We start from the raw sequence: 18588 nt of genomic DNA on the forward strand, positions 1-18588 counted from the left end.
TTATTTTACCTAGTTGTAGAGACGGGGCGTGCCCCGTCTCTACAACTGGGGATTTCGAAAGCAAATAATTGAGAACCTTAAAGATTAAACGTATGAACAAGCTACTTCTTGCTCTTCTATTGTTTCTCCTATCTTTCAGCTGGATAAAAGTGACTGCCTCGGACAGTTGTCCCGCTGCCTTCCCTTGGAAAGCCCAATGGATCAATACCGAGCGTTGCCAAAGCGCTACGAATACTTGGTTGATCTACCGTAAATCATTCGCTGTGACGGATGTCCCGAATCAACTCATCGCCCGTATCGCCGCCGATTCCAAGTATTGGCTTTGGATCAACGACCAACTGGTTATCTTTGAGGGTGGCTTGAAAAGAGGACCTTCTCCTTCCGGGACTTATTACGATCCGGTAGATATCGCCCCTTACCTGACAAAAGGCTCGAACACCATCGCTATCTTGCTCTGGCATTTCGGGAAAGACGGTTTCAGTCATATTAACAGCGGGAAAGCAGCTTTGTTATTCGAGGCGATCGCTCCGGGACTGGAGATCGTCTCCGACGCGAGCTGGCAGTGCGCCTTGTATGAGGCTTATCAAAATACCGAGGCCCCTTTCCCGAATTACCGTATGCCGGAGAGTAATATCCGCTTCGATGCCCGTCAAGCGATAACAAACTGGAACCGTACGAGTTTCGAAGGTTCCCTTCCGGGGGCGGTCTGCGTCGGTAAGGCGGGGAAAGCTCCTTTCGGGGAGCTGGTGGAACGTCCGATACCCCAGTGGAAAAACAGCGGCCTGTTATCCTATGTATCCGTCCGGGAATCCTTGAGAGGCGATACCCTGTTCTGTCGTTTGCCCTATAATGCCCAGATCACTCCGTATCTGAAAGTAGAGGCGGAGGCCGGGAAGACTATCCACATCCGGATGGATAATTACGAGGGAGGAAGCGAGCGCAACGTACGTGCCGAATATATTACCCATGAGGGTGAGCAGGAATACGAAAGCTATGGCTGGATGAACGGCCATGAGGTCTATTACATCATCCCCGAGGGCGTGAAGGTGCTGGATGTGAAATACCGTGAGACCGGTTACAACACGGACCTCGCCGGCTCTTTCCATTGTGACGACCCGTTCTACGACGAGCTTTGGCAACGTTCTGCCCGCACCTTATACATAACGATGCGTGATAATTATATGGACTGTCCGGATCGTGAACGTGCCCAATGGTGGGGCGACGAGGTGAATGAGCTAGGCGAGGCTTTCTACGCCTTTTCTCCGTCCGGGCAGAAACTAGCCGTAAAAGGCATCCATGAATTAATGAATTGGCAGCGGGAGGACGGAACGCTCTACTCTCCGGTTCCGGCGGGTAATTGGGATAAGGAGCTTCCTTTACAGATGTTGGCGTCTATCGGTTGGTACGGTTTTTATACACAATATTATTATAGTGCCGACAGTAGTTTCGTTCCGGTGATATACGACCGGATGCGCCGTTACCTGCACGAGGTCTGGCAAGTCGATAAGAGTGGCTTGGTGATCGAGCGTCAAGGCGCTTGGAGTTGGGGCGACTGGGGCGAGCACGTCGATATGGGTGTATTGACCAATTGCTGGTATTATCTGGCCTTGAAAGCGGAGCGAGCCTTCGCCCTGCAACTCGGCAAGGATAAGGATGCCGATGAGATCTCCCAGATGATGCGTAGCATAGAACGTTGTTTCGACACGAAGTTCTGGACAGGTTCCGCCTATCGCTCCCCCGGCTATAAAGGGGAGACGGACGATCGCTCCCAAGCCATGGCGGTTGTTTCCGGGCTGGCCTCGAAAGATAAGTATCCGGCGCTGACGAAGGTGCTTAAAAAGGAGTATCACGCCAGCCCTTATATGGAGAAGTATGTCCTAGAGGCCCTTTTCCAGATGGGCGAGCCGACGTTTGCCTTGGAACGGATGAAGCAACGTTACACCCGTATGCTGGATTATGCCGAATATACGACCTTGTTCGAGGGATGGGGCATCGGAGCCGAGGGCTTCGGTGGCGGCACGATCAATCACGCTTGGAGCGGTGGCCCGCTTACCTTATTGAGCCAGAAGGTCTGCGGTATCGAGCCAACCTCTCCCGGCTTCCGTACCTTTAAGATCTCGCCTCAACTGGGTTCCTTATCGGAAGCCTCTGCCAGTCTAGAGACTCATTATGGAACCATCCAAGTAAGTATCAAGAAGAAAGGCAAGCGAATGAAGTTCGATCTCCAAATCCCGGAAGGCACCTCCGCCGAACTGATAAAGCCAAATGGTACCCGCAAGCATCTCGGCCCGGGGCACCATCAAGTGGATTAGTGATCTGTGTGTTTGTTATATTTCTCAAAAACAGAAGCAAAGAATAAATATTTTGGTAAAGAACGGAATTTATCCTACATTTGTAATATATAAGTATTATATCGAAGGATATGGAAAAAGAGAAAAATAGCAAGATTACCAGAGAAGAGGCTTTGCGTCGGTTGGAGACCGCACGGAAGCTGAAGCGAGAGTATGTAGCTAAACTGGAAAAAGAGATGAAAGAAGAGTTTAAGAAACGTACAGGGCAAGAAGCTACTTATTTTGAAGTATGGTAAGCCTTAACCTTGAACGTATAAATTCTAATTCTCCTTATGCGGTAACAGCTCTTAGGGATTCTATGTGTTTCCGGTTTGTTACGGACTTTGGTGTGATTTATTATGTCAGTTTTCTTGAGGACGAATTGATGCTTAGTGATGAATCCTATCAATTTATTATTGCTAATACGAATAATAGAAAGTCTCCTCGTGATTCTAAGTTGAGGCGGGCGATAATGGCGATAGTCTATGAGTTTTTCGAATGTTCTAATACAACTCTGTTGTATATTTGTGAGACAGGAGATAGCAAGCAGAGTATGCGCAATCGCCTTTTTGAGTTTTGGTTTCATTCCTCGCCGCGTAAATCTGATTTCGCTTTCATGTCTGCGGACATCCGAGATGCAGATGGGATACAGAATTATGCGGCGATTATTATTCGACTCGATAATCCCAATTTGAAGTCTATAGTCGCGGAGTTTACTGAAACGATACAAATGCTTAGTCAAAAGCCGGAGTAAATGTATGTATTTTCTCCGGCCCGGGGCACCATTGGGTGGATTAGTGATCGCCCTCTGTTTTCCTGCGGACATACACCCGGTGGCTTCCATAACCCGATATGGTGATCCCACTCGTCGGGTCGCTACTGAGGCGTAGTAGCTCACGGTTTGCGCTACTACGTTTTAGTCCGGTGACAGCCATGTAGTCTTGTATGCGCAAGAATGGGTGTTCATCCAGGTAATCCAATGCCCGTGTCCGGCGTTCCTCTTCGGTGAAGGGCGATTTCCGGACACGGCTGATACCTCCCCGTCTTAAATCGCAACGCAGGTTAGTCTCCCGTATCAGTTCCTTGTCGGCCCGGTAGTTGATACCATTCACCTCGATGCTCCGTGCGTTACGCTTCGGTTCGTCACCATCCAGCGAGTCGATCTCCTTGTCCTTCGCTACGCCTAGGCGGGGCGTGAACGTACCGATGCCATCCAACGTGACCGACTGCCCTTCCGCCATGCAATAGGCCAGATGTTCCGCTACTGTCGTCATCACCTGTATTACGCTACCCCTGCTCAAGCCCGATCCGGGGTAGGTGATCCGTTCCACGAAATCCTCCATGTCCATGTTCCGTTGTATCTTCATCCGATAATACACCGGCTTTTCCCCCGTCCCGTTCAGGTCGCACATCTCTTGCTTGATATATTCTGCCATAACTGCTACTAGGTATAATTGTTCGTATCTTCAAGTTAAAAACATTCTTCTTACTATATACAAATATACTTATTACTTGATCTATTTCCAAATTATCACTGTGGAATGTATAGACCGCGTCGTGATTTGTATATTCCACGTCTTGATCTGTACGGACCACGTCGTGGTTTGTAGAATTATACAGTATGCGAACAAGAATTCATCTGCTACCGATAAGGTATTTATGCGGTATCGGAGCATTATTTACTTAGGGAGAAGCGGGCAACCCTCACGTTTCCTCTGCCAAGTACGTCGACCAACCCTGCGGGATTCTCTATCTTCCCTAAACGGGTATAGCTGTAAGACGAGGAAAAGGTCTTGTAGAAAAGGACTACCGTATTCGCTCCCCATAGAAGTAGGTCGCTTGTATGGATTATACCCGGACGTATTGGTCGCGATCAAGAGTATTATACTCGTTTTCCCTGCTCGTATGCTTGCCTCAAGGTCGGGTTCCCTTCGACCTCGCCCACGTGCCACACACCACCGCAGAATAGCGTTCCTTTCACGGTCGGGTTCTCCAGACAGTCGAGGAATCCCATAAAGTTGGCTACAATGCGATCCATGATGCCGTTATCGTCTTCAGCGGCCGTGGCGATGAAGTAAAACTCCTTGTTTTTCATTTCGGTATAAGGACCGCAGCAACGGTCTATCAGCGTCTTCATCTGTGCGCTCATGGCATAGAAATAGACCGGCGTAGCCATCACGATCACATCGGCGGCAAGCATCTTTCCGATAATCTCTGCCGCGTCATCTTTTTGTGGACAAGGCTTCTTGTATTGGCTGCACACGCCGCATCCCGTGCAGGGGTGAATGGTCTTGTCTCGCAGAAAAACCTTTTCCACACGATGACCGCTTTCGATCGCCCCTTGCATAAACTCATCGCATAGCGTATCGGAATTGCCTCCACGACGGGGGCTGGAAGATAAAATCAATACATTTTTCATGTTTACTGTTATTTATTAGGTTCTACATTCATTTTTAGGATACAAAAATAGCGAGATAATCCCTATCTTGCGGTAGACAAATTACGGATGTTATGACCCTAATTACATAATAATACGGAAGAATGATCACAACGGACTCCGGTGAGCAAGTCGAGGCACTTGCTCCCATCATCATTTCGGCCAGCCGGTCAACGGATATCCCGGCCTTTTATGTCAAGTGGTTCTTTAATCGTTTGGCCAAGGGGTATTGTGTTTGGTATAATCCGTTTAATCGGCGGAAGATGTATGTGTCGTTTGAGCGGTGTAAGGCAATCGTGTTTTGGACAAAGAACCCGAAGCCGATATTACCTTATTTGCATGAGTTGGATAGGAGGGGTATCCATTATTATTTCCAGTTCACGTTGAATGACTATGTGAGCGAAGGCTTTGAGCCGAATGTGCCGAGCGTTACGCAACGGGTGGAGACATTTCGGGAGTTGTCGGAAATGATAGGGAAGGAACGGGTGATCTGGCGATTCGACCCATTGATTATAACTCCATCTATCACGCCTCGTGTCCTGCTTAGCCGTATTTGGAAGATCGGCAATCAGTTGAAAGGATATACTGATAAGCTCGTGTTCAGTTTCGTAGATGTAAAGGCGTATCGTAAGGTACAGAACAATCTTATAAAAGAGACGAATTGCTTTACGAAAGAGGATGTGGAAACCGCTGAGATGAATGCGATGCAACGTCAAGAAACTGTAGAGGGATTGGTGAAGTTGAGGGAAATTTGGGCTTCTACTGGTTGGAATGTGACACTCGCTACTTGTGCCGAGGATATTGACCTTACGGTTTATGGCATTGAGCATAACCGGTGTATCGACGGTGATTTAATGGAGCGTGTGTTTGGGGAGGATTATGAATTGGTTTATTATCTTCGAACAGGCCAATTACCCGAACCGGATCTTTTTGGTACGTTTCCCGCTTTACCCGACAAACGCAAAGACCTAAAAGACAAAGGCCAACGGAAAGCCTGTGGTTGCATGATAAGCAAAGATATCGGTAGGTATAACACTTGCCGCCATTTCTGTGTCTATTGTTATGCCAATACAAGTAGGGAATGCGTACAAAAGAATGTGGCTCAGTGTTCAGAACGCTCGGGTTCGGGCAATTGCTCCGGTGAGAGCAGGGAGAGATAACCGATTTTTCCAGTTCGTCACGAACTCGCAAGGCCGTGTACCCGCAGTCTTTGTGCCGTAGGCGGAACAGGCGAAGCGGTCGCTATGGTTATTACGGAATATTCCACCAAACTTTCTATTGCATGCATTGACATAACTACAGTAATTTATTAAGGATTGTCTGATTCAATATGAGATTCATGGCAATTCGGAAAGATACTGCTTGATCGCTTTGTCTTTTACCACATCCGCTACATTCTTTTTGCCGACCTGTAAACCAGCTCCATGTTCCACTAAGTACTTCACTATTTCAAGCCCTCCTTTTTTGCAGGCATTCCCCAATGGGGTCTTGCCTTTCTTGTCTTTTGCGTTTAAATCTGCCCCTTTCTCTACCAGCAAAGGTATGATTTTCGGCTTGAGCAAATGGCAGGCATACAGCAAAGGGGTGAAACCTTTATATCGTTCGCGAGCTTCTAGGTTAGCTCCGTTTTCTATCAACATTTGGGCAGCTTCGACATTATCGTGTGTGGCAGCATACAACAATGGGGTCATTCCCATCGTATCGACATTATTGACATCCGCGCCATGCTCAATTAACAGTTGCACAATCTCCGCGTTAGCCCAACGGGCGGCTTCTCCCAACACGCAACAGTTGTTTTCAGTTGTCCGTATCTTCACATCGGCACCTCGTTCTATGAGAAAACGTACCATTTCCGGGTCGTTTCTTGTTACCGCGTCCATCAGTACGGTTCGGTCGCCATCGTTCTTATCGTTGGCGTCCGCACCTTTATCTACCAAGTATCGGACATCGGCAAGGCTTCCTTTTATCACGGCATAGAACAGGACTGTGTATCCCCAGTTGGCTCTTGCATGAATATTTGCGCCTTTTTCAACCAAAAAACGCATCATGTCGAAATGTTTGAAAGAAGCGGAAGTCATCAAGGCAGTCCAACCTTCCTCGTCACACGCATCCAGCTCCGCCCCATTCTCCAGCAGGTATTCTGCAATGTCGATGACATTGTTTTTGGCCGCAGACATCAAGGGTGTCGCACCATCGGGCAACCTGTCATTCACGTCAAAGCCTTTTTCCACCAGTGTTTTGACCAGCTCCAGGCTTTTCCGATAAACGGCATGGAACAAGAGACTGCAATTGTATTGGTCCTTGTAAGACGGTTCCAGCATGTAGCCCGAACGAATCATAGACAAGGCTTTGTCAATGTCGTTTTCATCCCGTACGAGTCGAAAGAGTTCTTCCATAAGAAATATTTGTTGACAAATTAAATACCACTCTGTTACCGTAAGCAAAGTTACAGATATTTATTATTCCACCGATGATTTTCCCTAAGAATTTGCACCGGATGCTGTCTGCATTAAATTAAGCCGTCTTTTATAGTAATCGAGACCAATACTATCCTAGAATAGTGTTGTATAACATGCCGGATTTATCTATTTTTGCGCCCAATACGAAAGGTTAAGAATAGGAAGTTTTAGGTATGGCAAAAAAGAAAGGTAAGCCTCAACCCCGGAAAAGCAAGAAGAAGCGGGCATCATCATTCATGTCTTCTGTAAAGAAGATGCTTCTTGGCGCTTTTGCGGTAGTTGTTTGTTTTATCGGTGTATTATTCATATATAACTGGTTTTATCCGGTATCCAAGACACGGCCTGTAGAGAAGAAACAGGATCGGGGGGAGACAATAGTCCGTCCGAATATCTCGGACAAGGGCGGTTCCGGAACATCGGGTAAGAAAGCCGCGCAAGCGACGAAAAACAAGCAAACGACGAACCCAAAGAAAGAGACCTCCGCTTATACTTTTCAAGAGGGAGCTGAGATACCGAGACTAAAGAATAAACAAAAAGAGCAGGTTATAAAGCATGAGGGCTATACGGTTTCTTATAATTCCGATTATAAGATCGCCAATTGGGTAGCCTATGAACTGACCTCGAAAGAGGCGACAAGTAAGAAGAACGAGCGGTCTAATAAGTTCGTCTCGGACCCCATGGTGAAAGGGGCTAGCGCCACGAACGAGGACTATACCCGTTCCGGCTATGACCGAGGACATATGGCGCCTGCCGGCGATATGAAATGGTCCGCCAAGGCCATGCGGGAATCGTTCTACCTAAGTAATATCTGTCCGCAAAAGCCCGGCTTGAACCGGGGTATCTGGAAAGATCTGGAAGAGCAGGCTCGTTTGTGGGCGAAAGAGAATGGCTCTTTGTTGATCGTGACCGGCCCGGTGATCACGGACGACCTGAAACGGTTAGGCAAGAATCGGGTGGGAATCCCGAAGACCTTTTATAAGGTAATCTGTACGATAACGAACGGTAAACCGGAAGGGGTAGGTTTTCTGTTTGATAATAAAGACTATGGAAAGACTCCGTTGAAATCGATGATGATCCCTATCGATAGCGTTGAGAAGGTTACCGGAATTGATTTTTTCCCTTCTTTGCCTGATTCGATAGAAAATCCGATGGAAGCATACGTGAATGATGGTAGTTGGTCTTTTTAAGGCACGTTATGCTCAACAATCTCTAGGCGAGAATGTTTTATATTTACTGTGAAGAAAAAGAAATCATAATTAAATAACAAAATGCAAGTTATCATGAAAGGAAAATTAATCCCTGTGTTTGTTTTGGCAGCATTGGTTTCCTGTAGTCAACCACCCGTTAAGGAGCAAGGTCCTCGTCCAGTTAAATTGGCGGACGTTACTTCTCTGAACATGGTTGAGAAATCATTCAGTGGAGTGGTATCGCCCGATCAATTCAGTGATTTGGCGTTTAAGATGTCCGGCCCGCTGATCTCATTAAACGTGGATGAAGGCCAGAAGGTCCGTACGGGACAGATCGTGGCCGAGATTGATCCGCTGGACTTTAAATGGGAATATGAGGCGAAGAAAGCGTCTTTCCAGACCGCTGAGGCGCAATTGCAACGTGCGAAGAAGTTATTGTCCAAACAAGCTATCTCCAAACAAGAGTATGAGTCTACGGAAGCCTCTTACTCAAATGCCAAGGCGGCTTTCGAGTATGCGCAAAATACATTGAACCAGACAAAGCTTCGTGCGCCGTTCGATGGATTTATCCAGAAGAAATATGTGGAGAATTACCAGAAGGTACAGGCCGGACAAGGAATCGTTTGCTTGATCAACCCGAATAAGTTACAGGTCGTGTTTACGATGCCGGAGAGTAATATCAATTACTTCTCTTCTCCTTATTCTGTTTATGTGGAATTCGATAATTACAAGGGCGTTCGCTTCAAGGCGAAGGTGAAAGAATACGTGGAAGCCTCTCCGGATGGTTCCGGCGTTCCCGTATATCTGTATATCGACGATCCGAACTTTAATTTAGAGAAATATAAGGTAGCCGTAGGTTTCTCTTGCCGTGTGATCTTGAACGTGGATAGCGAGAGTTTCACGCAAGGCGCCGTATTGGTTCCGCTAGCCGCTGTCGTGGCTGACGATGCCAATAGCGATAAGTATGTGTTTGTTTATAATGGGCAGTCTCAAAAGGTTGAGCGTCGCAAGATTACCGAGTCTATGCTGATCGGCAAGGATGGCGTGATCGTAACGGATGGCTTGCGACCCGGCGAACAGGTTGTCTCAGCCGGAGCCACTCGTTTGGTGGATGGACAACAGGTAAAAGTATTAACAGATTAAGAGATAAACAATGAATATTCCAAAATATTCCTTAGAGAATCAGAAGATTATATACTTTTTCCTAGCGGTCATGCTGATAGGTGGTATATATTCTTTCTTTAAATTGCCGAAGAAGGAAGATTCTCCCTTCGTAATCAAGCAAGCGGTTTTGGTTACCCAATATCCGGGAGCGACACCTCAGGAGGTGGAGAAGCTGGTGACTGAGCCGATCGAACGGGAGATTCAGGCTATGTCGGATGTGTTCCAGATCAAATCTGAGTCTTATTTCGGTATGTCCAAGATTTCTATTGAGTTGCAGCCTACCTTGTCTCCGGATTATATGCCGGTCAAGTGGGACGAGTTGCGTCGTAAGGTGGCGAATATACAGCCCCGCCTTCCGTCTGGCGCCTCCTCGATATCCGTTAGTGATGACTTCGGTGACGTATTCGGAATTTATTATGCCTTGACGGCCGATGAGGGATATACTTACGACGACCTGCGTAATTGGGCGCAAAAGATCAAGACGGAGCTATCTCCTGTACCGGGTGTACAGAAGGTCTACCTATTCGGTGAACAGACACAAGTTGTCAACGTAAAGATCTCTATCCCGAAACTGGCTAACCTAGGTATCGACCCGAACGCTATCCAGCAGGTGATGCAAACGCAGAACTTGTTGGTGAATACGGGAGATATCAATACCGGTAATTATCAATTGCGTTTGCGTGCGGAAGGTACGTATAAGGATATACAAGATATCCGGGACCAATTGATCGTGACGAAAAGTGGCGGTGAGGTTCGTTTGGGAGATATCGCTACGGTAGAGCGTGGTTATATGGACCCTCCCTCGAACCTGATGCGTGTGGACGGTAAGCGTGCCATCGGTATCGGTGTCGCTACCGGTTCGAAAGACGATGTGGTTGCCGTGGGTAACGCCGTGGCGGATCATTTAGCGGAGATGGAGCAGCTGTTCCCGGTGGGTATGGACCTGAAAACGATCTATCCGGAGAACAAGATCGCGGATGAGGCGAACAACGGTTTTATCTTGAACTTGATCGAGTCGTTGTTGATCGTTATCGTGATTATCTTTATCGTGATGGGGTCTCGTGCCGGTATGTTGGTCGGTAGTTCGTTGTTGTTCTCGGTAGGTGGTACCTTATTGATCATGTTGATCTGGGGTGTCGGCTTGAACCGAACCTCGTTGGCGGCCTTTATTATCGCTATGGGTATGTTGGTGGATAACGCTATCGTGGTGACGGATAATGCCCAAGTCGGTATCAAGCGGGGACTTTCCCGTTATCAGGCGTTGATCGATGGCGCGACGAAACCGCAGTGGGCGTTGTTGGGCGCTACCTTTATCGCCGTATGTTCTTTCTTGCCGATGTACTTGGCACCGGCATCCGTGGCCGAGATCGTGAAACCGTTGTTTATCGTATTGGCGGTATCCTTGGGATTAAGCTGGGTCTTGGCCTTGACGCAAACGACTACCTTCGGTAATTTTATCTTGAAAGAGGCGAAACCGGGTGAGAGCAAAGACCCGTACGATACGAAGCTGTATCATAAATTTGAGTCGGTATTGGGCCGTTTGATCAAGCGTAGATATGTAACGATCTCTACCGTGGTAGCTACGTTATTCCTTTCCTTGTTCGTGATGAGCATCATGCCGCAGAGTTTCTTCCCGATCATGAGCAAGCCTTATTTCCGTGCGGACTTGATCTTCCCGGAAGGATATAGCATCTACGACGTGGAGACGAACGTGAAGAAGATAGAGGAGGAATATCTCAGCAAGAATGAGAATATCAAATCATACTCGTTTACCTTGGGAGGTTCGCCGGTGCGTTATTACTTGGCCAGTTCTTCTATCGGTCCGAAGCCAAACTTCGCCAATGTGTTGATCGAGACACAAGATCCGGAGGATGCGCAAGCGGAAGAGGGTAAGTTCTACGATTATATGGTCGCTAACTATCCGAATATATTGACCCGTTCGGCTTTGTTCGCCTTGTCTCCGGTTCCGGATGCGGCGATCGAGATCGGTTTTATCGGCGATAACGTAGATACGTTGGTTGCCTTGACGCAAAGGGCGCAGGAGATCGCCCGGAATTATGATCAGGTGATGGAGGTTCGCAATAGTTGGGGTAACAAGGTTCCGGTATGGAAGCCGCTATATTCCCAAGAGAAAGGTTTGCGTCTGGGTATTACCCGTCAGCAGGTGGCTTATTCCTTGCGTTCGGCTACGAATGGCGTACCTTTGGGTGAGTATCGTGAGGGCGACGTGTTTATGCCGATCTTACTGAAAGATGCGGATAAGGATTCTATCAGTCTGAATGATATAAAGACTTTGCCGGTTTATAGCGCTAAAGGCCGTTCGGTAAAAGTGGAGCAGGTGATCGATGATTTCTCGCTGGATTATGAGTTTAACGTAGTGAGACGATTCAACCGTGAGCCGTGTATGCTTATGCAGTGTGAGCCGAAGCGTGGCGCCAATACGATGGCTGCTTTCAGTCATTTGTGGAAAGAGGTACAGGAGAAGATTCAGGTGCCGGAAGGATATAAGATGACGTATTTCGGTGAGCAATCCGAGCAAGATAAAGGTAATAAGGCGATCGCCGCTAATATCCCGTTGATGTTCGGTTTGATTTATGTCACCTTGTTATTCTTATTCCCGAAATATTACCGGAAACCGGTATTGATCATGGCGATGCTGCCGTTGATCTTCATTGGTGTGGTATTGGGATTGTTGGTGTTCGGTAAGTCTCTCGACTTCTTTGCTATGCTGGGTCTGTTGGGCTTGATCGGTATGAATATCAAGAATGCGATCGTGCTGGTGGACGAGATCGGTTTACAATTGAACGCGGGCTTGTCTCCGGTGAATGCCGTGATAGAGGCAACGAAAACCCGTATCGTTCCGGTGACGATGGCTTCCGGTACGACGATCTTAGGTATGTTGCCGTTGTTGGGTGACGCTATGTTCGCCGGTATGGCGGCTACCATCATGGGTGGTCTGTTCGTATCTACGATCTTGACGATCTTCGTGCTTCCGGTTACTTATTGTGTTTTCTTTAAGATTAAATCAGAGTAAAAGGTATGAGAAATAAAATAATCATAGGTTGTTTATTGTTGGGTGCCTTGTCCGCTAAAGCGCAAGACGCCCGGCTATCGGCTGTGGAATATAAGGAACGGGTCCTTGAATACAGCCGTCAGATCAAGCAAAGCTCTGAGGAGCGTATCGCTATGCAGCATGCGATCAAGGCCGCTAAGACCGGTTTCTTCCCTTCGGTGGACTTCTCCGGCAGTTATCAGTACCGTATCAATAAATATGATTTGGATTTCGGACCGGGCATGTCCGTAGAGATGGACCATAATACGTATAGCCTAGGCGCTACGGTGAGCCAGCCCATCTATGCCGGCGGACAGATCTATAATAACTATAAGGCAGCTCAGGTACAAGGCAAGATCACCGAGCAAGCGGAAGAATTGACAACGGATAATATCGTTTATTCCGCCGATTTGAACTATTGGACGGCCGCCGCACGTAAAGGTATGTACGATGTGATGTGTCAGTATGTAGACATTGTCGGGGAGTTGGCGAACGTGTTGACGATCCGTTTCAATGACGGCCAGATCAGCAAGACCGATTTATTGCAAGTGGAGTCCCGCTTGAAAGAAGCGGAATTGAATAAAAGCTCGGCTTATAAGGAATATCAGATCGCGTTACAGAACTTGAACTCATTGATGGGTGTGTCTCCGTTAGACCCGATCGAGGTGGAAGATTCCATTACGACCTATCTGGCCTTGCCGTTGCAAGTAGGAGAGGATGTAGCTCTTCGGAATCGTCCGGACTACGCTATTTCCGAGTTGAACATAGAGTATCAAAAGAGACAGATCAATTTGTCGAAGGCGAAATATAACCCGTCTTTGGCGATCGGTTTTCAAGGTACTTGGGGTACGCCGATGTTGAACGTGAAAGGTTCGGACCAGTTGTGGACTCCGGCCGTCTTCGCTTCCTTGAAGATACCTTTGTTCCGTTGGGGAGCCCGTTTCAAGGAGGTAAATTCCCAGAAGGCCATCCTTCGTAGTAAGGAATACGCCTTGGACAATACGCGTGATAAGATCGCTCAAGAGGTAGCGAACGCATGGACAAGCCTAACCGAGTATACGAAACAAATTACCGTCGCGGAAGAGGCTTGTAAGATTGCCGAGGAGAACCTTGATTTGAATACCTTCAGCTACAACGAGGGTAAACTACCGATCTTGGATGTGCTCTCCGCCCAATTGTCATGGATTCAGTCTTACAGTAGCTTGATCCAGACTTGGTATCAGCAAAAGGCTTCTTTAGCCCAATATAACAAGGCTATAGGTATTCGCCGTTTGCAGTAAAAGAAACATATTTATACTTAGAAGACAAGGTCCCTTATTTTGAAAACGAGATAAGGGACCTTCTTTATGAAATAAAACGTCCTTTATTCCGTTAGGTAAACTGAAGATTGCTACATTTGCATACAATCTTGTCTGTTTGGGATACTCGTCGGAATCCGGACTTTTTAAGTAGAATGATGAAATAATAAGATGTATACAAAGTTACTAGATAAACAAACAAAACTTGCCCTAATCGGACTAGGATATGTCGGGCTTCCTATCGCGATGGAATTCGCTAAACATGTTTCCGTTATCGGATTTGATATCAACGAGGATCGCTTGGACAAGCTTCGGAACGGTATAGATCCGTGTGGTGAGCTTTCCTCTGAGGTATTTGAACATAAGGACATCACATTTACTTCTTCTATAGAGAAGCTAAGGGAGGCTTCTTTTTACGTGATAGCTGTTCCTACCCCGATAGACAGCCATAACGAGCCGGATCTATCCCCTTTGTTGGGTGCGACCCGCACGGTAGGCAAAGTCCTTAAACGAGGCGATTATGTAGTATACGAATCTACCGTATATCCGGGATGTACGGAAGAGGATTGCATCCCGATCTTGGAGGAGGTTTCAGGGTTGAGAGTAGGAGAGGACTTTAAGGTTGGATATTCACCGGAACGAATCAATCCGGGTGATAAGGTACATACCTTGGTAAATACCGTGAAGATCGTTTCTGGCTGCGATGCCGAAGCTTTGGAAACGATATCGGACGTCTATAAGCTGGTCGTTCAAGCGGGGTTGCACCGTGCGCCTAGTATCAAGGTAGCCGAAGCCGCCAAGATTATCGAGAATACCCAGCGTGATGTGAATATAGCCCTTATGAACGAGCTTTCCATTATTTTCGATCGAATGGGGGTAAATACGTTTGATGTCTTGAAAGCCGCCGGAACAAAATGGAATTTCCTGCCTTTCTCTCCCGGATTGGTAGGTGGGCATTGTATAGGGGTAGATCCTTACTATCTGGTGCATAAAGCCAAAGAATTGCAATATCACACGAAGATGATCAACTCCGGTCGCTACGTGAACGATTCCATGGGACGGTATATCGGAAAGAAGGTCGTGAAAAAGATTATCTCGCAGGGGAAAAATATCCTAGGAGCGCATGTGTTGGTGATGGGTATGACTTTTAAGGAAAACGTATCGGATATACGTAACTCGAAAGTAGCCGATATTATCAATGAGTTTAAGGACTTCGGAGCCGAGGTCGATGTGATGGATCCGTTCGCTTCCCCTTTTGAGGTATTGCAAGAGTACGGTATCCGGTTAGTAGAGAGGCCCGGGAAGAAATATGACGCAGTAGTGGTAGCTGTCGCTCATACGACTTATTTGAAGCTGGATGAGTCCTACTTCATGTCGATCACGAACGAACATGCCGTGTTGGCGGACGTGAAAGGAGTCTATCGAGGTCGCATCCATCAGATGATCTATTGGAGCTTGTAATTGTTAAAAAGTAACACAAGCTGCAAAGAAATTTCGATAAACTTAAAAAAATGTGTTGTACAATATCTTTTTTTATTTGCTCAATTATATTAATTAGCCCATCTTTGCATGCAGATAACCTAAACAATCTTTTTGCCTTAAAGACTAATACCTATTAAAAACCTATAAAGGGAGCCTTTGCGAAAAGGCTCCCTTTATGATTTTCAGGAGATTAGTAGTTCGTTTCCTCTATCTTTGAGGTGATTCTGCTAATAGCCTCATTCAGTTTGTCTTCGGGTAATATTACGTTAAAATCTCCCCAGAAACCCTCGTCGTAGTTGAAGTGAGTATCCGAGAAAACCGTGCGGGTGGGAAGGGATTCAATGCGTGAGAAGCGGTTCACATTGGCTGTATCTATCTTACAGGTAACCATTTCGAACCAAGTATGTAAAATATTTGTGTTAAAAAGTTGTCTTCTTTTTTTAATTTTAAAATGCAGATCTCCCCGGATATGGTTAATGTAGTAGGTGCCATTCCATTGCTTGTAAGATACCGTATAGGCTACTTTCTGGGGCGTGATCCGTAAATTCCGGCTTTTTCTCTCGACGAACATGCCGGCCGCTTGCTCGATATATTGGGGATTGACCTCAAAGTCCACCCTTAATAAGGCATTATTTTCCATGTCGATATATATCTGTCCCCGATAAAGCGGTTCATTGATACTCTTTCGTTGCTCGAAAGAGATGACGTTAGCAAGTCGATCATCCACTACCGTGATGTCGGTATGGGCGTATGTATAGGGTGAATCCGGGCTAGGATCCAGAAACTCCGGTAACTGTTTCATCAAGTCCAAGACAAGGCAGGAGTAGATACCCGACTTCATTTTTGTGATCAACGTGTCCTTTTCTTGCTCGTTACTAATGCGGCGCATCTTTAGTAGTTTCACTTGATCGGCCAAGGCATTGCTGTGGTAAGATGCCTTATATACCTTAAAAACAGCCTCGGTCAGTCCTACGAGTCCTTTTTTACGTTCAACGCCTTCTCTGTAAAATGTGGTAAGGTAAATCGGGTGCTGGGAATAATTGCTTCTTCTCTCGTCCAGCATCTCCTGTAATAAGCGTTTCGGATTGGTTAGACGCACGATAACTTCTTGGATGGAGATTACTTTAGGCTCTAGGGATAAGACGGTATGTTTATCTATTAACTCCCGACCATCTATCTCTTGGGGAAGATAGCCGATATGAGAGAAACGTACCTTAGATAATCGGAGTGAGTCCGGTAATTTCAATCGGAACTCTCCATTCTGGTTGGTGATGGTGCCGATAGCGGCCTCGCCGATTCCTACCGATCCGAACGCGATTGGCTCATGGGTATATTGATCCTGTAAAGAACCTTCTATCGAGAAATAGGTTTGTATGGAATCGGGAGTTACGGATGCGCTTTTAGGAGCGGAGGGACTCTCTGGCAGATAAAGCAAGAGATGGTTCTCTATCGCACGAATCGCCAGATTTTTATTACCGGTAATAGCGTATATAGCTTCTTGTATCGTATAATCTCCACCTTTTATTGATGTTGTTTGTTCATTATCGATAATCTTACTGTCGTATATAAAAAGATAGCCGGAACGTTCCGTGACGAGTCCCAGCAATTGGTAGATATTTCCTTTTGATTTAGGCAATCGTATGACCTGTCCCAGTACGTTACCATTCTGGGCATTCATAGGGATGAGAGCTACGAATAACAGCAACCATCCTACGATCAGCTGTCTCAAGGTTCGGAAATCATCCATATATTATTTTGTTGCGTACATTTTAGTTTTAACGCCGCGCAGATCAGTTCAGCCATCGTCGCGGGTGAGTTATTATAGAAACTAACGGTCAGCCGTCTATTCTCTAAATCAGCCGTTGTCTTCAATGGCATCTTCGGATATTCCAGATTAATTACATGCAAGATATCTCCTAAGCGCTCATCCTTAAACTGGATACGGCGGGTGTAATCGGAAAATTGTTCGTTATCTTGAGTCGGAGCTACTTGTAAACGGTTGGAGAATAAGGATACGGTTTGACCGGCCTTTACCAGCGTTTGTTCTCCGTTCTTCTTGAGTGTCACTTTCACTAATCCCCGGCGAACGGCCAATTCAAAGGCGCTTTTATCCGAGCTTTTGATATTGAATGAGGTTCCCAATACCTCGATCCGGGCCTGCTCTGTCTCGATTAGGAAAGGACGTTCCTTATTCCCGCTTACATCAAAAAGGGCGTTTCCTAGTAGAGACACCTCTCTTTTTTCTCTTTGGAAATGTTCCGGATAGCTTAACTGACTGTTATCGGCCAGATAAACGATAGACCCGTCTTCCAAAGTCGTGACCAAGGTGGTGGAAGCCTCGTTATTATGCAGGGTGAGCAGAGTGGTTTCCGGTGTCCGTTCTCGTCCAAGGAAAATAGCCGTAGCTACCGATACACAGAGTATAACGATAGCGGCGGCCCATTTCATAAGTCCGATCCGGTATGGGATTTGTGTACCGGAAATTGGCTTATCCAGCAGCCCGTCTTGCTCCAAGCGAGTGTATAATTGTTCCCATGCTTGGTCTGTCTTCAATTTATTTTTTTCTATTTGATTCATAACTGTTAGGTATAATTCTCGATTTCTTTTCTTAGTGTTTGTAGTGCCTTGGTCATTTCCGCTTCTACTGTCTTTATGGACAATGAGAGGCTGGAGGCTATCTCCGCGTATTTCATTCCTTCGAAACGGTGCATCCGAAAGATCCGGAGGCGGCGTTCGGGCAATTTACCTAATGCCCGGTTGACCAAGGATTGCAATTCTTTGTACTCAAGTTGATCTTGCGGGGTATACGATTCGGATTCCGGATTCTCTCTGGCTAAAACCGTATTCCGGTATCGGTATCGTACTTCCCGATGCTCCAGATATTGTAAGGACCGGTTCCGGGTAGCTCCATAAAGGTAGTTCTTGATGGAACGTAAGATTGGAAGAGATTCTCTTTCTTTCCAGAATACATAAAACAAGTCCTGAACGATCTCCTCCGCAACTTCCTGCTCTCCTGTTATACTGGTTGCGTACAGGCAAAGAGGGGTATAATAAAGCCTGAAAATACTTTCGAATGCTTTAATATCCCCTTCCTTGATCTTTTTGAGTACGAACAAATCCATAATAATTTGGTTTCAACAGATAATTGATAATGGACAAAGATAATGATTTGTCCATAT

Annotated in this window: 16 protein-coding genes; 9 read left to right on the forward strand and 7 right to left on the reverse strand. The window is 46.5% G+C overall.

What is annotated here, in order from left to right; genetic code table 11:
- The first annotated feature begins 92 nt into the window (after positions 1 to 92).
- The 3 genes from D7V92_RS15425 to D7V92_RS22505 all read left to right on the forward strand — a co-directional run bounded on the left by D7V92_RS15425 (position 93) and on the right by D7V92_RS22505 (position 3084).
- Positions 93 to 2312, forward strand: coding sequence for an alpha-L-rhamnosidase C-terminal domain-containing protein (locus D7V92_RS15425; protein WP_121773238.1), 2220 nt, complete (start codon positions 93 to 95; stop codon positions 2310 to 2312).
- A gap of 110 nt (positions 2313 to 2422) precedes the next feature.
- Positions 2423 to 2587 (forward strand): hypothetical protein, encoded by a 165-nt coding sequence (locus tag D7V92_RS22275; protein ID WP_005856488.1) that lies wholly within the window; start codon positions 2423 to 2425, stop codon positions 2585 to 2587.
- A 128-nt stretch (positions 2588 to 2715) separates the two neighbouring features.
- Entirely contained in the window at positions 2716 to 3084 is a 369-nt protein-coding gene (locus D7V92_RS22505) for a DUF6169 family protein (RefSeq protein WP_226766850.1), read from the forward strand.
- Between the two features lie 40 nt (positions 3085 to 3124).
- On the opposite strand, the gene D7V92_RS15435 is transcribed toward D7V92_RS22505, so the two are convergent.
- From D7V92_RS15435 to D7V92_RS15445, 3 genes are all read right to left on the reverse strand, one after another.
- A complete protein-coding gene (locus tag D7V92_RS15435; protein ID WP_121773239.1) occupies positions 3125 to 3766 on the reverse strand; it encodes an HU family DNA-binding protein in 642 nt (213 codons plus the stop codon).
- Positions 3767 to 4005: 239 nt separating this feature from the next.
- Positions 4006 to 4194 (reverse strand): cyclophilin-like fold protein, encoded by a 189-nt coding sequence (locus tag D7V92_RS15440; protein WP_121773271.1) that lies wholly within the window; start codon positions 4192 to 4194, stop codon positions 4006 to 4008.
- An 18-nt stretch (positions 4195 to 4212) separates the two neighbouring features.
- Positions 4213 to 4749, reverse strand: coding sequence for a flavodoxin family protein (locus D7V92_RS15445; protein WP_087342912.1), 537 nt, complete (start codon positions 4747 to 4749; stop codon positions 4213 to 4215).
- A gap of 122 nt (positions 4750 to 4871) precedes the next feature.
- On the opposite strand from D7V92_RS15445, the gene D7V92_RS15450 reads away from it, so the two are divergent.
- Positions 4872 to 5927, forward strand: a complete 1056-nt coding sequence (locus tag D7V92_RS15450) for a DUF1848 domain-containing protein (protein WP_121773240.1) — start codon at positions 4872 to 4874, stop codon at positions 5925 to 5927.
- A 177-nt stretch (positions 5928 to 6104) separates the two neighbouring features.
- Here D7V92_RS15450 and D7V92_RS15460 read toward each other — a convergent pair whose 3' ends face one another.
- The gene (locus tag D7V92_RS15460; protein WP_008771966.1) at positions 6105 to 7163 is read right to left on the reverse strand and encodes an ankyrin repeat domain-containing protein; all 1059 of its coding nucleotides are present in this window, start codon (positions 7161 to 7163) and stop codon (positions 6105 to 6107) included.
- Positions 7164 to 7399: 236 nt separating this feature from the next.
- Here D7V92_RS15460 and D7V92_RS15465 point away from each other — a divergent pair, with 236 nt between their 5' ends.
- From D7V92_RS15465 to D7V92_RS15485, 5 genes are all read left to right on the forward strand, one after another.
- Positions 7400 to 8413 (forward strand): DNA/RNA non-specific endonuclease, encoded by a 1014-nt coding sequence (locus D7V92_RS15465; RefSeq protein WP_121773241.1) that lies wholly within the window; start codon positions 7400 to 7402, stop codon positions 8411 to 8413.
- A 93-nt stretch (positions 8414 to 8506) separates the two neighbouring features.
- Positions 8507 to 9556 carry an efflux RND transporter periplasmic adaptor subunit gene (locus D7V92_RS15470; RefSeq protein ID WP_008778321.1) on the forward strand — a complete coding sequence of 350 codons (1050 nt, stop codon included), beginning with the start codon at positions 8507 to 8509 and terminating at the stop codon, positions 9554 to 9556.
- A gap of 10 nt (positions 9557 to 9566) precedes the next feature.
- Positions 9567 to 12611, forward strand: a complete 3045-nt coding sequence (locus D7V92_RS15475; RefSeq protein WP_005868335.1) for an efflux RND transporter permease subunit — start codon at positions 9567 to 9569, stop codon at positions 12609 to 12611.
- A 5-nt stretch (positions 12612 to 12616) separates the two neighbouring features.
- Entirely contained in the window at positions 12617 to 13909 is a 1293-nt protein-coding gene (locus tag D7V92_RS15480) for a TolC family protein (protein WP_009276023.1), read from the forward strand.
- Positions 13910 to 14098: 189 nt separating this feature from the next.
- Positions 14099 to 15388, forward strand: a complete 1290-nt coding sequence (locus tag D7V92_RS15485) for a nucleotide sugar dehydrogenase (RefSeq protein ID WP_121773242.1) — start codon at positions 14099 to 14101, stop codon at positions 15386 to 15388.
- A gap of 211 nt (positions 15389 to 15599) precedes the next feature.
- Here D7V92_RS15485 and D7V92_RS15490 read toward each other — a convergent pair whose 3' ends face one another.
- From D7V92_RS15490 to D7V92_RS15500, 3 genes are read right to left on the reverse strand one after another with little or no spacing between them, the layout of a single operon-like run.
- Complete coding sequence (locus D7V92_RS15490; RefSeq protein ID WP_036614286.1) at positions 15600 to 17156, reverse strand: STN and carboxypeptidase regulatory-like domain-containing protein; 1557 nt, start codon at positions 17154 to 17156, stop codon at positions 15600 to 15602.
- Positions 17135 to 17986, reverse strand: coding sequence for a FecR family protein (locus tag D7V92_RS15495; RefSeq protein WP_005856511.1), 852 nt, complete (start codon positions 17984 to 17986; stop codon positions 17135 to 17137). The genes D7V92_RS15490 and D7V92_RS15495 overlap by 22 nt, the downstream gene beginning before the upstream one ends.
- 5 nt (positions 17987 to 17991) lie before the next feature.
- Positions 17992 to 18531: an RNA polymerase sigma-70 factor gene (locus tag D7V92_RS15500; RefSeq protein ID WP_005868345.1), complete on the reverse strand. Its 540-nt coding sequence runs from the start codon at positions 18529 to 18531 to the stop codon at positions 17992 to 17994.
- Positions 18532 to 18588: the final 57 nt, after the last annotated feature.

This window comes from Parabacteroides sp. CH2-D42-20 (assembly GCF_003670185.1).
GTDB lineage: Bacteria > Bacteroidota > Bacteroidia > Bacteroidales > Tannerellaceae > Parabacteroides > Parabacteroides distasonis.